The sequence below is a fragment of the Neorhizobium sp. IRS_2294 genome, from assembly GCF_050500145.1.
GTDB lineage: Bacteria > Pseudomonadota > Alphaproteobacteria > Rhizobiales > Rhizobiaceae > Neorhizobium > Neorhizobium soli.
The window spans coordinates 270,489-283,383 of sequence record NZ_CP191440.1 but is presented as its reverse complement, the minus strand read 5'-3'; the positions used below and the strand labels follow the sequence as shown (position 1 = coordinate 283,383).

Genomic DNA, 12,895 nt, shown 5'->3' with positions numbered 1-12,895 from the left:
CTTCTCGCACGGTCCGGTTAAAACCTCATGATCTACTTCACCAGCGACACTCATTTTGGCGATCCCCGCGTGTTGCGCATCGACCGGCGACCGTTCCCGGACATGGTCGCGCACGACGAGGCACTCATTCAATACTGGAATGACATAGTCGGCGCTGACGACGATGTCTGGCATCTCGGCGATTTCATGTCCGTGCGCGGTGGCGATTGCGATGCGCTACTGGCAAAGCTCAACGGCCGCAAACACCTGATCATCGGCAATAACGACCCGGAGACCACGACGTCGGCCAGTGGCTGGACGTCCGTGCAGCACTATCATGAGCTTCATATCGACGATGTCCATCTGATCCTCTGCCACTACGCGTTTCGCACCTGGAACAAGATGGGCAAGAAATCGATCAACCTCCACGGCCACTCGCATGGCCGGCTCAAACCGCTGCCACGGCAGTTTGACGTTGGCGTCGATGCGCAGGGGCTTCGGCCGGTAACGCTGGAGGATGTCGTCAAGAAGAAGGCAGCGCCAAAGGTCGCCTCTGTCGTGACGCAGGGCGGCGGACATGCGAACGGATAGAAGAGAGCGGTTTTTGTTGAAAAGGGAATTCCAACTTCTGGGCGCTGGCGCTTTGATGGTCGCGGCTGCCTTTGCCGACCCTGTCGCTGCCGAGACCGCACCTCCGGAACCAACCAAAGAGACGGAGTGCCTCTACGAGCGGCGCGACGGCGACGAAGCGCTCTGCATCGCCAAGGAGACGTTCAACGTCGATCTCTGTCACGCAATCGAACATTTCGCGACAGAACAGAAGATGCCGCCCGCCTTTTTCGCCCGCCTGATATGGCGTGAAAGCCTGTTTCGGCCTGAAGCAGTCAGCCCGAAGGGCGCGCAGGGTATCGCGCAATTCATGCCGGATACGGCCCGTCTACGCGGTTTGAACAACAGCTTCAACGTTCTCGAAGCGCTTGATGCCTCCGCGACATATCTCGCTGAAATGAGAGGTAAGTTCGGCAATTTCGGTCTCTCGGCGGCCGCATACAATGCCGGCGAAGCAAGGCTGCAGAGGTTTCTCACCTCGGGAAGCCTGCCGATGGAGACGCGGGACTACGTCTTCGCGATTACAGGCTATCCCGCGGAAGTCTGGAGAGACAATGCTCCGGCGGTTGCCGCACCCGATCTGGACCCTCAAAAACCGTTTAAGGACGCCTGCGTCGCGCTGGCGGACACTCGTCGCATCAACGATCCGGTTCTCGGTGCGTCAGCCGACTGGGCGCCCTGGGGTGTCCAGCTCGCCGCGCATTATAACCCTGGCGTTGCCGGCCGGCTATTTGCCGCCTCGGCTGCGAAACTGCCCTCGCCGCTTAATGCCGAACGCGCACTTATCGTGCGCCAGCGCGGCGGAAATTTCGGTCGTCGTCCGCGCTACGCAGCCCGCATCGGTGAGGAAAGCCGGGCCGCTGCAGTCAAGCTTTGCAATGAAATCAAAGCCCACGGCGTTTCCTGCACGGTTCTCAAGAACCGCTGAACCGTTGACCCTGTATGTGGACGTCGACACCGTTTCCTGAGAAATCGTCGGCGGGCCTTACTCGAATTCCATGATCAGTTCATCAACCGCGAGGCTCTGGCCGGGCAATGCTGTCACCCGCTTCACCACGCCACGACGTTCCGCCTTCAGGACATTTTCCATCTTCATCGCCTCGACAGTCGCCAGCGTCTGACCTGCTTCGACCTGATCGCCCACGCCGACCGTGACCGAGGTGATGACACCGGGCATCGGGCAGAGCAGCATTCGCGACATATCCGGCGGGACCTTGACCGGCATCAGGCGTGCAAGCTGCGCAACACGCGGTGAACGCACCCGCGCCCTGACATCCATACCGCGCCAACGTAGCCGGATGGCCGATCCAATCAGATCGATTTTCACTTCGGCAACTCTGTCACCGATGGTAAAACTGGCAAGTCGCTTGCCGGGCAGCCAGTCCGAAGAGATCGCGAAGCGACTGCCATCTGCAAATACGACGGCGCTTTCTGCCGATCCGGTCTCGATCGTGACCGTTTCCTCAGCGTCTGCCAGTGCCACGATCCAGTCCTTGGCCGTCACGCGGCCAGCGGTCGCAAGCGTTCCTGAGATCTGCAGCGCCCGCTGCCTGATCATCTGATGCGCAAACGCCGCAATCACTGCCAGCGTCCGCAACGCATCCGCATCGGGATGCACGCCGGAAAAGCCATCGGGAAACTCCTCGGCGATATAGGCCGTCGTCAAGTTGCCGGAGCGGAAACGCTCCTGGCTCATGACCGCCGAGAGGAAGGGTAGGTTGTGGCCGATGCCCTCGACCTCAAAACCGTCGAGCGCTGTCGCCATCGCATCGATCGCAGCCGTCCTGTCTTTCGCCCAGGTGCAGAGCTTGGCGACCATCGGGTCGTAGTACATCGAAATCTCGCCACCCTCGAAGACGCCGGTATCGTTGCGCACGATCGTGCCATCGTGCTTGACGCCCTCGACCGGTGGACGGTAGCGGCTGAGCCTGCCGATCGACGGCAGGAAGTTGCGATAGGGATCTTCGGCATAGAGCCGGCTTTCGATCGCCCAGCCTTCAAGCTTCACGTCGTCCTGGCTGAGGGCCAGCTTTTCATCGGCCGCGATCCGGATCATCTGTTCGACGAGATCGACGCCGGTAATTAGCTCCGTCACAGGATGCTCGACCTGCAGCCGGGTGTTCATTTCGAGGAAGTAGAATTTCCTGTTGCCGTCGACGATGAATTCGACTGTGCCCGCGGAGAAATAACCAACGGCCTTTGCGAGCAAGACGGCCTGCTCGCCCATCGCTTTCCGGATCTGCTCATCGAGGAAGGGAGACGGCGCTTCCTCGATAACCTTCTGGTTTCGCCTCTGGATCGAGCATTCGCGCTCCCCGAGATATAGCGTGGTCCCGTGCTGGTCGCCGAGTACCTGGATCTCGATGTGACGCGGTTGCGTCACGAATTTTTCGATGAAGATGCGATCGTCGCCAAAGGAAGACTTCGCCTCGTTTTTGGATGACTGGAAACCTTCCCGGGCTTCGGCATCGTTCCAGGCGATCCGCATGCCCTTGCCGCCACCGCCGGCAGACGCCTTGATCATGACGGGATAGCCGATCGAGGAGGAAATCTTTACGGCCTCATCGGCATCCGCAATGAGATCCATGTGACCCGGCACGGTCGAAACGCCCGCTTCGGCGGCGATTTTCTTGGACGTGATCTTGTCGCCCATCGCTTTGATCGCCCTGACCGGCGGACCGATGAAGATGATGCCAGCTTTCTCGAGCGCTGCTGCGAACAGGGCGTTTTCCGACAGAAACCCGTATCCAGGGTGGACGGCATCTGCGCCTGTTTTCGCGACGGCATCGAGAATACGGTCGATGACGATATAGGACTGGTCGGAAGGTGCTGGACCGATATGAACCGCCTCATCCGCCATCCTCACATGCAGCGCATCACGATCGGCGTCCGAGTAGACGGCGACGGTTGCGATACCCATCCGCTTGGCGGTCCGGATGACCCGGCAGGCAATTTCGCCGCGATTGGCGATCAGGATTTTCTTGATCATGCTTGGAGCCTCACAGCGGGATTGTGTCGTGCTTTTTCCAATGGGTCTGCACCTGCTTGTCGCGCAACGAGGCAAATGCCCTTGCGATACGACGGCGCGACGAATGCGGCATGATCACATCGTCGATAAAGCCACGCTCTGCCGCGATAAACGGGTTGGCGAACCGCTCCTCGTATTCCCGGGTGCGGGCTGCGATCTTGTCCGGATCGTCAAGCTCCGACCTATACAGGATCTCGGTCGCACCTTTAGCGCCCATAACGGCGATTTCAGCCGTCGGCCAGGCATAGTTGATATCGGCGCCGATATGCTTGGACGCCATCACGTCATACGCGCCCCCATATGCCTTGCGGGTTATCAGCGTCACCATCGGCACGGTGGCCTGCGAATAGGCAAACAGCAGCTTTGCGCCGTGCTTGATGACGCCGCCATATTCCTGCGCCGTGCCCGGAAGGAAGCCCGGCACATCGACCAGCGTCAGCAGCGGAATGGAAAACGCATCGCAGAACCGCACAAACCGCGCCGCCTTGCGCGACGAGTCGATATCGAGGCAGCCGGCCAGCACCATCGGCTGGTTGGCAACGATGCCGATCGTCTGTCCCTCCATGCGAATGAAACCGGTGATGATGTTTTTCGCAAAGGCTTCCTGGATCTCGAAGAAGTCGCCTTCATCGGCAAGTGCCGTGATCAGTTCCTTCATGTCATAGGGCTTGGCCGCGCTATCTGGGATCAGCGTATCGAGCCGCATCTCCAGCCGCGACGGGTCGTCATGGACAGGGCGAACCGGGGGCTTCTGGCGATTGTTGAGAGGCAGAAAGTCGAACAGCTGTCTGACCGCTTCCAGCGCTTCCACGTCGTTTTCGAAGGCGGCATCCGCGACCGAGGATTTCTGGGTATGGGTCGTGGCGCCCCCCAGTTCTTCGGCTGTCACGATCTCGTTCGTCACGGTCTTCACCACGTCCGGGCCCGTCACGAACATATAGGACGTGTCGCGCACCATGAAGATGAAGTCGGTCATGGCAGGCGAATAGACGGCGCCGCCGGCGCATGGTCCCATGATCACCGAAATCTGCGGGATGACGCCGGAAACCTCGGCATTGCGGCGAAACACTTCCGCATAGCCGCCGAGCGAGGCGACGCCTTCCTGGATGCGAGCGCCGCCGGAATCGTTGAGGCCTATGACCGGAGCTCCGACCTTTACCGCCATATCCATGATCTTGCAGATCTTCTGGGCATGGGTTTCGGACAGAGACCCGCCGAGCACTGTGAAATCCTGGCTGAAGACATAGACCTGGCGCCCGTTGATGGTGCCCCAGCCGGTCACGACACCGTCGCCGGCCACCTTCTGTGTCTCCATGCCGAAATCCGTACAGCGATGGGTGACATACATGTCGAACTCCTCGAAGGAGCCCTCGTCCAGCAGGACCTCTATCCGCTCGCGCGCCGTCAGCTTGCCCTTCGCGTGCTGGGCGTCGATCCGTCTTTGTCCCCCTCCAAGACGCGCCTCAGCTCTGCGTTGTTCCAGCTGTTCGATTATCTGCAGCATGCGTTGTCGTCTCCCATCCCCTCGTCCCCGTGCCCCAGCTAAGGCTGATGCGACAGCGGCGCGCCTTATGCCTTCGCGATCAAAGATGAAGCTGCGGCTTCGTCTAGAACTATTGCTAACCGCTTGCCGGAGATGACGCCAGCCCCTCCGATAGGCTGACGTCCGCATCCATTTCAAGCTCCCCCGCCCTCGCGGAAGCGGACAATCTGGCAGCTCAGCGAAGCATATATCGCCGCCAGGGATGCTCTTCGCGGAAGCCTAAAACTTCGCGGGCCTTGCGGTTCGAGAGCGGCGCTTCATCCCGACCCATCTCGCGCCAGACCGGCGTATCCGGACAATATTTTGCGAGGAATTCGGCGGTTGGCAGCTCGGCGGTGATCGTGTCGTTGACTGCGTTGAAGACCTGATAGCCAAGCCCGTCTTTCTCCAGGCAGAGATGGACGATCTGACCAAGGTCGCGCGCGTCGATGTAGCTCCACGCATTGCGTTTTCGCGACATAGGCTGTTCAAGGAAATCTGCGAAATTGTCGTATTCGTCAGGCTCGATCACGTTTCCGATGCGCAGAGCATAGACGTCGGCTCCGTAGCGCATGGCAAAGGCGCGAGCGGTTTTTTCGTTGACGACTTTCGACAATCCGTAGCTGTCCATCGGATCGCTGTCGTAATCTTCTTCCAGCGGAAACGCGTGGAAATTCTTGTCACCTTCGGCAAAGCAGACGCCGTAGGTCGTCTCGCTTGAAGCAATCACGACTTTGCGTACGCCGAGCTTCATGGCGGCTTCCAGCACGTTATAGGTGCCCATGACATTGGCTTCGAATGTTTTGTTATCAGGCTCGATCAGCACGCGTGGAACCGCTGCGAAATGGACGACCGCATCGGGTGCCGATGGCGGTGCGCCGTCTTCGAAGCCGGAGAACCCGAAATGCGTCGTCAACGCATTGAAGACCTGGCCGCTGTCGGTGATATCCGTGATCAGCGTATTCACGCCGGTCATATCGAGCGGTTTCAGATCGACATTCAGGACCGAGTATCCCTTCGCCAGAAGATACGATACCGCATGCTTGCCGGCTTTTCCGGTGCCGCCAGTGAAAACGATCCGCTTTGTCATGTTTCTGTTCCCTTCCCATATGTGAGCCATAACCGCCATGCCGGGCGGTCATGGTAGTCCGCGGCGTCGTGATCGTCACGCCCCTCCGCGCAGCGTTACGTCGCAGCCGGCCAATCGTTGGCGGGTTCCTCGACAACAGCCTTGTCGCTGGCGCGATCAGGCTCATCGGTTTTCGGAAGCCGCAGATCGACCCCTGTCTTTGCTATGACATCGAGCACATCGCTCTGGGATGCTCCAGCTGCAACGTATTCGTCGACGAGTGCCTCAACCTTCTGGCGAAGTTCGTTTGTCCAATGGCCTTCCATCACTCTGCTCCTTTTTTAAGATCGTCTAACAACTCTATCCATACAGGTGCATGGTCGCTCGTGTGGGCCCAGCCACGAACATGCGTGTCGACCTCGGCTCGCGAGAGGTCGTCTGCGAGACCTGGGCTCAACAGGAAATGGTCGAGGCGAAGTCCTGCGTTTCGCCCATACGCGTTCCGGATGTAGTCCCAGAAGGTGTAGATGCGCTCGTCGGCATGTAACCTGCGAATGGCATCCGTCCAGCCCTGCGCGAGAAGCTCCCTGAATGCATTGCGAACTTCGGCCCGGAACAACGCATCATCTGTCCATCGCTCAGGCTTATAGACGTCGAGTTCGGTCGGTATGATGTTGTAATCACCCGCGATGACGACCGGAACGTCTAATTCTATCAGCTCGGCGGCATAGTCCTGCAGTCGCGAAAGCCACGCGAGCTTGTAATCGAATTTCGGGCCGGGTGAAGGATTACCATTCGGAAGATAGACGTTGCCGATGAGGATACCGTTCACAAGGGCTTCGATATATCGTCTTTGGACATCGTCAGGATCGCCAGGGAGGCCCTTTCGAGTCAGCAGCGGCTCTTCGCCGCGCGTTAGAATCGCCACGCCATTCCAGGATTTCTGCCCGTGCCACACGGCGCCGTAACCGGCTGCTTCAATGGCTTTGATGGGAAACTTCTGATCAGGCGCTTTGAGCTCCTGCAGACACACGACATCAGGCTGCGATTCCTCCAGCCACTGGAGGAGGATATCGATCCGCCCGTTGATGCCATTGACGTTGTAGCTGGCTATTTTCACGCGAATTGTACCCGAGTGCGACTATCGAGTTCGCGGCCCAGCCTAAATTTGCAGTGCTGCGTGTTGGTTTTGACAAAGCACAAGTTGACGGATCGATGCCGCCTTGCGCAGTCGCCGGCAATTGCCCGGCATAAAGAAAGGGCGGCCATGAAGACCGCCCTTTCAGAATATGGATCAGATCGGAGTGTTGGTGCGGTAGCAACCGCGCTCGGCGTCGATCTGGTCCTGTGTGTAAGGATCAGCCTTGTCGTCGAACTGCGACCAGCCATCATTGGTGTATGCTGTGCGACGCTCGTTGAGATCGACAGAACGCGAACGGATCAGGATCGCTTCCGAAGCCACTGCCTTGTCGTCATCGACCTTGGCGACAACCAGCGAACCGCCGCGGCGTACGCCTTCGGCATAAAGGTGGGCGTCCTTCTCCGACACACCGGATTCGATCATTGCACCGACGATGCCGCCTGCTGCGCCACCGGCCACTGCGCCAGCGACAGCACCGGCTGCCGTTGCTGCAAGCCAACCAGCTGCTACAACCGGGCCAACGCCTGGGATTGCGAGCATTCCGAGACCGGCCAGAAGACCACCGGCGCCACCAGCGACGGCACCGATGCCAGCGCCTGTGCCCGCGCCTTCAGCAGCGTTGCTGCCCTGGCCTTCGATATCTTCTTTGCCGTTCTTGTGCGACACGATGCTGATGTCGTCGGATGACACGCCAGCATCTTCGAGAGCCTTCACCGCGGCGCGGGCGTCATCGTAGTTGTCGTAAAGTCCAGTAATGGTACGCATGGGAATTTCCTCTTCGTATTCGTTATTGTTGTTGGGACGATCAGGCTTACTTCGCCATCACCACATTGCCCTGGAAGTCCAGCGCCACGTTGCCGTGCTTGCCGTCCTTGGTACCCATGGCGCGCCAGATGCCCTGGTCGTCCAGTTTGAGACCGGAGACTTCCGCGTAACCGGCTTCTTCGATTCTCGATTTTGCCTGCGCCTCTGTGAAGCTGTTCTTGCCAGCAACCGGTGCGGCCGGATTTGTTTCGCCGGAGGTGCTCACCGCTGGTGTCGTCTCGGTCGTCTTAGGCTCTGTCTGAGCCAGAACGGCGGATGCCGAAAGAAGGACTGCAGCGAGGCCAAAGCTAAGTTTTTTCATGGTGTTCCTCCAAGTTCTGCATTCACTTTCGAATGCGCGGAGGACAACCCGCGGAGCCGGATTTTGTTCCGTTGAGATTAGGCACGGCGGATCAACCGAGGACGCGCATCCGCGTTCACCCACGATACGAACACGGTTGGTCCCGATCTCACCAGTTGGTGAAAGAGCCGTCATCGCGGCGCAGGTGCGGCGGCTCGCTGTATTCGAAGCTCGACGCCTGTAGAAGCGATTCATTGACCTCGACACCGAGACCCGGCTCGTCCGGCACGCGGTAGAAGGCTCCGTCCATCCCGATCTGTTTCGGGTAGGTTGCGGGGTCACCGAAACCCAGCTGCTCTGTCGGTGAGTTACGGCATTCCAGCCAAGCGAAGTTGGCGACGGCTGCAGCAAGGTGGACGGAGGCCGCCGTGCATACGGCGCCAAGCGGCGCATGCGGCATGAGGTCGACGTAATGCGCCTCGCACCAACCGGCAATCTTCATCGCTTCGGTGAAACCGCCGACATTGCAGATGTCGATACGGCAGAACTGCAGGAGGTCACGTTCGACATAGGGAAGGAATTGCCATTTCGACGAAAACTCCTCGCCGATGGCAAACGGTATCTCCGTCATTCTGCGCAGTGCTTCGTAGGCACCGGGCGTCTCGTCGCGGATCGGTTCCTCGATGAAATCCAGAGTGCCCCGCGGCAGCTTTTGACAAAACGAGGCGGCCTCGGCGACGCTGAGGCGATGATGGTACTCGACGCCGAGCGTAATCTCATTGCCCACGGCCTCGCGCACGCGGGTGACCCATTCGGCCGTCGTCGCGATCGACTCGCGTGGTTCGAAACGATCGCTGTTTTCCTGGCCGGTGGCGATCATCCGGATGCACCGCCAGCCCTGGTCCTTCAGGAGCAGCGCCTGCTCCACCATCTCAGGTCCCGGTTCGGCAGAGGTCGTTGCGAAGGCCGGCACCCGCTCGCGCTGCCGGCCTCCGAGCAATTGGTACACGGGCACTCCGAGAGCCTTACCCTTGATATCGTGAAAGGCGATGTCGAGGGCAGAGATCGCGGCCGTCAACACCCGTCCGCCCTCGAAATACTGGCTTCGATACATCTCCTGCCACAGGGCGCCGCACTGCATCGGATCCCGACCGATCAGAAACCGGCTGTAGTGATCGATCGTCCCGAGAACCGCCTTCTCTCGATATGACAGGCCCGACTCGCCCCAACCATAAATCCCCTCCTCCGTTTCCACCTTGAGAAGCAGTTGGTTGCGAACACCGAGTTTGGTGACATAGGGCTTTATCGCCGAGATTTTCATGAGAGCCGAGCCATGCTTGTCGGAGATCGGGTGGACTGAGCGTCAGGCAACCATCAGCGCGCCGCCCAGTTTGCACCACGTCTGAAGATCGTCTTCATCTGCGGCACGTCGAATTCCTTCGCCACATGGCCAAGCGACGAATAGAAGACGCGCCCTTTGCCGTATTTGCGCTTCCAGACGACAGGCATGACAACGCCGTCGATCCAGTAGGCGTGATCGCCATTGAACGTGGTCGTCGCAAGCACCTCGTTCGAAGGGTCCACATGCATGTAGTATTGCTCGGACGTGTATGGGAAATCACTGATGCCCTGCATCAACTCGTCGTCCGGGCGGGTCACATTGACGGTGTAGTCGATGATGTTGCCGGGGTGGGCCACCCACTGGCCGCCGATGATGAACTGGTATTCCACGCATTCGCGAAACGCGTCACCGGCGCCACCGTGGTAGCCGGCGATGCCGACACCGTTTTCGACGGCCGATGCGAGGTTCTTCGCCTCCTCCTTCTCGATTTTCGACATGGTCATGATCGGCACGATCAGGGACAGGTCGTGAATGGAAGGATCTGCAAACGCTTCCGTCGTGTTTTCCAGATAGACCTTGAAGCCGTCCTCCTGAAGAATGTCCCTTATGACATGAGCGCATTCCTGCGGTTCATGCCCGCTCCAGCCACCCCATACGATCAAAGCTTCGCGCATATCAGTCTCCTCCAGTGTGGTGTCAGCGGGCGATCTGCCCGTCTATCAAGGATTGCGAAAGCGGCGCCGGCCGCTCCGGCTTGGTGGTGATGTCAACGGTCTGCCCTGTGTCTGCCGCGGTGCCGAAGGCTTCCATGACTTCAAGGACATGCAGAGCGAGATCGCCGTTCGCCCGATGCGGGCGGTCCGACAGGATGGCATGCGCCATATCGGCGACGCCGAGTGACCGGTAGTTGCCGTCGGAATAGGGTTCCGTCGTCGGCTGCGGCTCGAAGCTGCCGCCTTTCTTCAGCAGCTGAATGTCGCCGCCAAAATGGTTCGGATCGGGGACGATCAGCGTTCCCTCGGTGCCATAGACTTCGAGCGGCACATGCTTGTGACCCGCGACGTCGAAGCTCATGCTGATCTGCACCACGGCGCCGTTTTCGAAGGCCATGACGCTCGAAACATGCGTCGGAATATGCACGGGGATCTTCTGGCCGTTGCGCGGTTCGCTGGTGATGGTGCGCTCATTGCGCGGAGTGACCGCAAAGCCTGCAACTTTGGCGACCGGCCCCAGAAGATTGACGAGGTCGGTGATATAGTAAGGCCCCATATCGAACATCGGCCCGCCGCCGGCTTCATAGTAGAAGTCAGGGTTTGGATGCCAGCGTTCGTGCCCGGGGCACATGAAGGTGGCGGTTCCGCCAACCGGCGTTCCCAGCACGCCCGTATCGATGATCGACCGGGCTGTCTGGTGCGAACCGCCAAGGAACGTATCGGGCGCTGCGCCGATCCGGAGACCAGTCGACTTCGCGGTCTCGGCCAGCTTCTTTCCCTCAGCAAAGGTAATGCCAAGCGGCTTTTCGGAATAGGTATGCTTGCCATGCGCAAGGGCGCGAAGACCGACCTCCACATGCGCCTTTGGCACGGTGAGGTTGACGATCAGCTGGATCTCCGGATCCCCGAGCAACTCATCGATGCTGCGGGCCGACAGGTTGAACTCGCCGGCGCGCTGCTCCGCCAGACCGTGATTGAGATCCGCGATGCCGCGGATGTCGAGGACCGGGAAAGACGCCATCGCTTTCAGATAGGCTGACGATATGTTGCCGCATCCGATGATGCCGATGCCGAGTTTTTGCATAGTCTCCTCCCAAAGTTGCAAATATGTGGTTCGCCTGAGCTAGAGGCTCGAAGCGGGACCTGTCGTTCCCCAGGGCGATTCGTAAAGCTCGCGCAACGCGACGACCGCCGCTCCCTGCGCCCAGGCCTCGTCGGTTGACTGGTCGAAAACCAGTTCGGCGACTTCGCTGATTGAGCTCGGAATAGCGCAGGAATAGGATTGCTGCAGGCTGTCGGTAAACACGGCGCCGAGCCCCAGCGTCGAGCCGACGATGATGACGCGGGGCGGACCGAACAGCGTGACGATGTTGGCAATCGCCAGCCCGACAGCTTCGCCGGCCCTAATAGCGGCGCCCGACAAGGGATTGTTCTCGGAGGCGATCAGCGCCTGCGCATGCGCCATACCGCGCCCGAGCCGCACGGCTTCGGCGAAATGCCCCACCAGCTGCTGCTCGCCGAAAATGGCTGTCTCGCCGGCAACCGCCGAAAGCCTGAGCGTCTCCTCGGATGTCGCGCCGAGCACCAGGTCGCCGAGATTATGACTGAGACCGCCAGCTCCACGGAACACCTGCCCGTTGTGAAGAAGGGCGAGCCCCAACGTCTGCTCAAGCGAGACGATGACGAAATCGTCGAGGTCCCGGGCTTGACCGAACCAGTGATGCGACAAAGCGATCGCGTGCGCATCGCTTTCGACGATGGTCGGAAGGCCGAGCCGGCTCGTCATTTCCTCGGCGAAATTGATATCCGTCTCGCGAAAGATAGGGCTGGAGCGCACCTTTCCGGTGCGATGTTCGACAACCCCTGGCAGGCCTAAGCAGACTGTGTCGATGTCGCTCAACGAAAGACCGGCATCGACGATGCACCGCCGCACGCCGTCTTCGACGAGATCGCTGATCACGCCGATCGGCAGCCTGTCGACGCGGACAGGGATGGTGAGCTGCGACAGAACCTCGCCGCAGAAATTCGTCAGCGCGAAAACGAGGCGGTTATTGGCGATCTTTGCGCCGACGACGCGTGCCGCATCCGGGTTGAGCTCCAGCATCACCCGCGGCCTGCCCCGTGCCGCCGTATTTCTGATATCGCCCTCGTGCCTCGTCAGGATCAGTCCGTCGTCGAGCAGAGAGGCAGTGATAGCTGAGACGGTCGTGGTCGACAGCTGCGAACGTTCACTGATCTCGACCCGTGAAATCGGGCCGCGCCTGCGGATCTTGTCCAGCACCGTGAACCGATTGATCGCCCGCATCAATTCTGGATCTGCAGTCTTCATGGAAAGTCGGATGCCCGTATCGCTGTGACGTTCGATTCCGATATTTATGTCGGATCAC

13 protein-coding genes are annotated in these 12,895 nt (G+C 59.7%); 2 read left to right on the top strand and 11 right to left on the bottom strand.

The features are described from left to right. Nucleotides 1–27: 27 nt before the first annotated feature. Both ACQY1K_RS18600 and ACQY1K_RS18595 read left to right on the top strand, forming a co-directional pair. Nucleotides 28–570, top strand: coding sequence for a metallophosphoesterase family protein (locus tag ACQY1K_RS18600; protein WP_113165407.1), 543 nt, complete (start codon nucleotides 28–30; stop codon nucleotides 568–570). 55 nt (nucleotides 571–625) lie between these two features. Beyond that, on the top strand, nucleotides 626–1,516 hold the full coding sequence (locus ACQY1K_RS18595; RefSeq protein ID WP_430260593.1) for a lytic transglycosylase domain-containing protein: 891 nt from the start codon (nucleotides 626–628) through the stop codon (nucleotides 1,514–1,516). Between the two features lie 57 nt (nucleotides 1,517–1,573). On the opposite strand, the gene ACQY1K_RS18590 is transcribed toward ACQY1K_RS18595, so the two are convergent. From ACQY1K_RS18590 to ACQY1K_RS18540, 11 genes are all read right to left on the bottom strand, one after another. After that, the gene (locus ACQY1K_RS18590; protein ID WP_430260163.1) at nucleotides 1,574–3,577 is read right to left on the bottom strand and encodes an acetyl-CoA carboxylase biotin carboxylase subunit; all 2,004 of its coding nucleotides are present in this window, start codon (nucleotides 3,575–3,577) and stop codon (nucleotides 1,574–1,576) included. A 10-nt stretch (nucleotides 3,578–3,587) separates the two neighbouring features. Further along, nucleotides 3,588–5,120, bottom strand: a complete 1,533-nt coding sequence (locus ACQY1K_RS18585; RefSeq protein ID WP_062459666.1) for an acyl-CoA carboxylase subunit beta — start codon at nucleotides 5,118–5,120, stop codon at nucleotides 3,588–3,590. A 214-nt stretch (nucleotides 5,121–5,334) separates the two neighbouring features. Then, nucleotides 5,335–6,228, bottom strand: coding sequence for an NAD-dependent epimerase/dehydratase family protein (locus ACQY1K_RS18580; protein WP_113165410.1), 894 nt, complete (start codon nucleotides 6,226–6,228; stop codon nucleotides 5,335–5,337). A 95-nt stretch (nucleotides 6,229–6,323) separates the two neighbouring features. After that, nucleotides 6,324–6,533 (bottom strand): hypothetical protein, encoded by a 210-nt coding sequence (locus ACQY1K_RS18575; RefSeq protein ID WP_092663073.1) that lies wholly within the window; start codon nucleotides 6,531–6,533, stop codon nucleotides 6,324–6,326. Further along, on the bottom strand, nucleotides 6,533–7,327 hold the full coding sequence (gene xth, locus ACQY1K_RS18570) for an exodeoxyribonuclease III (protein ID WP_430260160.1): 795 nt from the start codon (nucleotides 7,325–7,327) through the stop codon (nucleotides 6,533–6,535). The genes ACQY1K_RS18575 and xth overlap by 1 nt, the downstream gene beginning before the upstream one ends. 174 nt (nucleotides 7,328–7,501) lie before the next feature. Continuing rightward, complete coding sequence (locus ACQY1K_RS18565; RefSeq protein WP_430260158.1) at nucleotides 7,502–8,113, bottom strand: general stress protein; 612 nt, start codon at nucleotides 8,111–8,113, stop codon at nucleotides 7,502–7,504. 46 nt (nucleotides 8,114–8,159) lie between these two features. Continuing rightward, the gene (locus ACQY1K_RS18560; RefSeq protein ID WP_062459650.1) at nucleotides 8,160–8,474 is read right to left on the bottom strand and encodes a hypothetical protein; all 315 of its coding nucleotides are present in this window, start codon (nucleotides 8,472–8,474) and stop codon (nucleotides 8,160–8,162) included. Between the two features lie 148 nt (nucleotides 8,475–8,622). Next, entirely contained in the window at nucleotides 8,623–9,774 is a 1,152-nt protein-coding gene (locus ACQY1K_RS18555; RefSeq protein WP_430260156.1) for a mandelate racemase/muconate lactonizing enzyme family protein, read from the bottom strand. A gap of 53 nt (nucleotides 9,775–9,827) precedes the next feature. After that, complete coding sequence (locus ACQY1K_RS18550; RefSeq protein WP_062459644.1) at nucleotides 9,828–10,469, bottom strand: ThuA domain-containing protein; 642 nt, start codon at nucleotides 10,467–10,469, stop codon at nucleotides 9,828–9,830. Between the two features lie 22 nt (nucleotides 10,470–10,491). After that, nucleotides 10,492–11,592, bottom strand: coding sequence for a Gfo/Idh/MocA family protein (locus ACQY1K_RS18545; protein ID WP_430260154.1), 1,101 nt, complete (start codon nucleotides 11,590–11,592; stop codon nucleotides 10,492–10,494). 39 nt (nucleotides 11,593–11,631) lie between these two features. Next, a complete protein-coding gene (locus ACQY1K_RS18540) occupies nucleotides 11,632–12,837 on the bottom strand; it encodes an ROK family protein (protein ID WP_430260152.1) in 1,206 nt (401 codons plus the stop codon). Nucleotides 12,838–12,895: the final 58 nt, after the last annotated feature.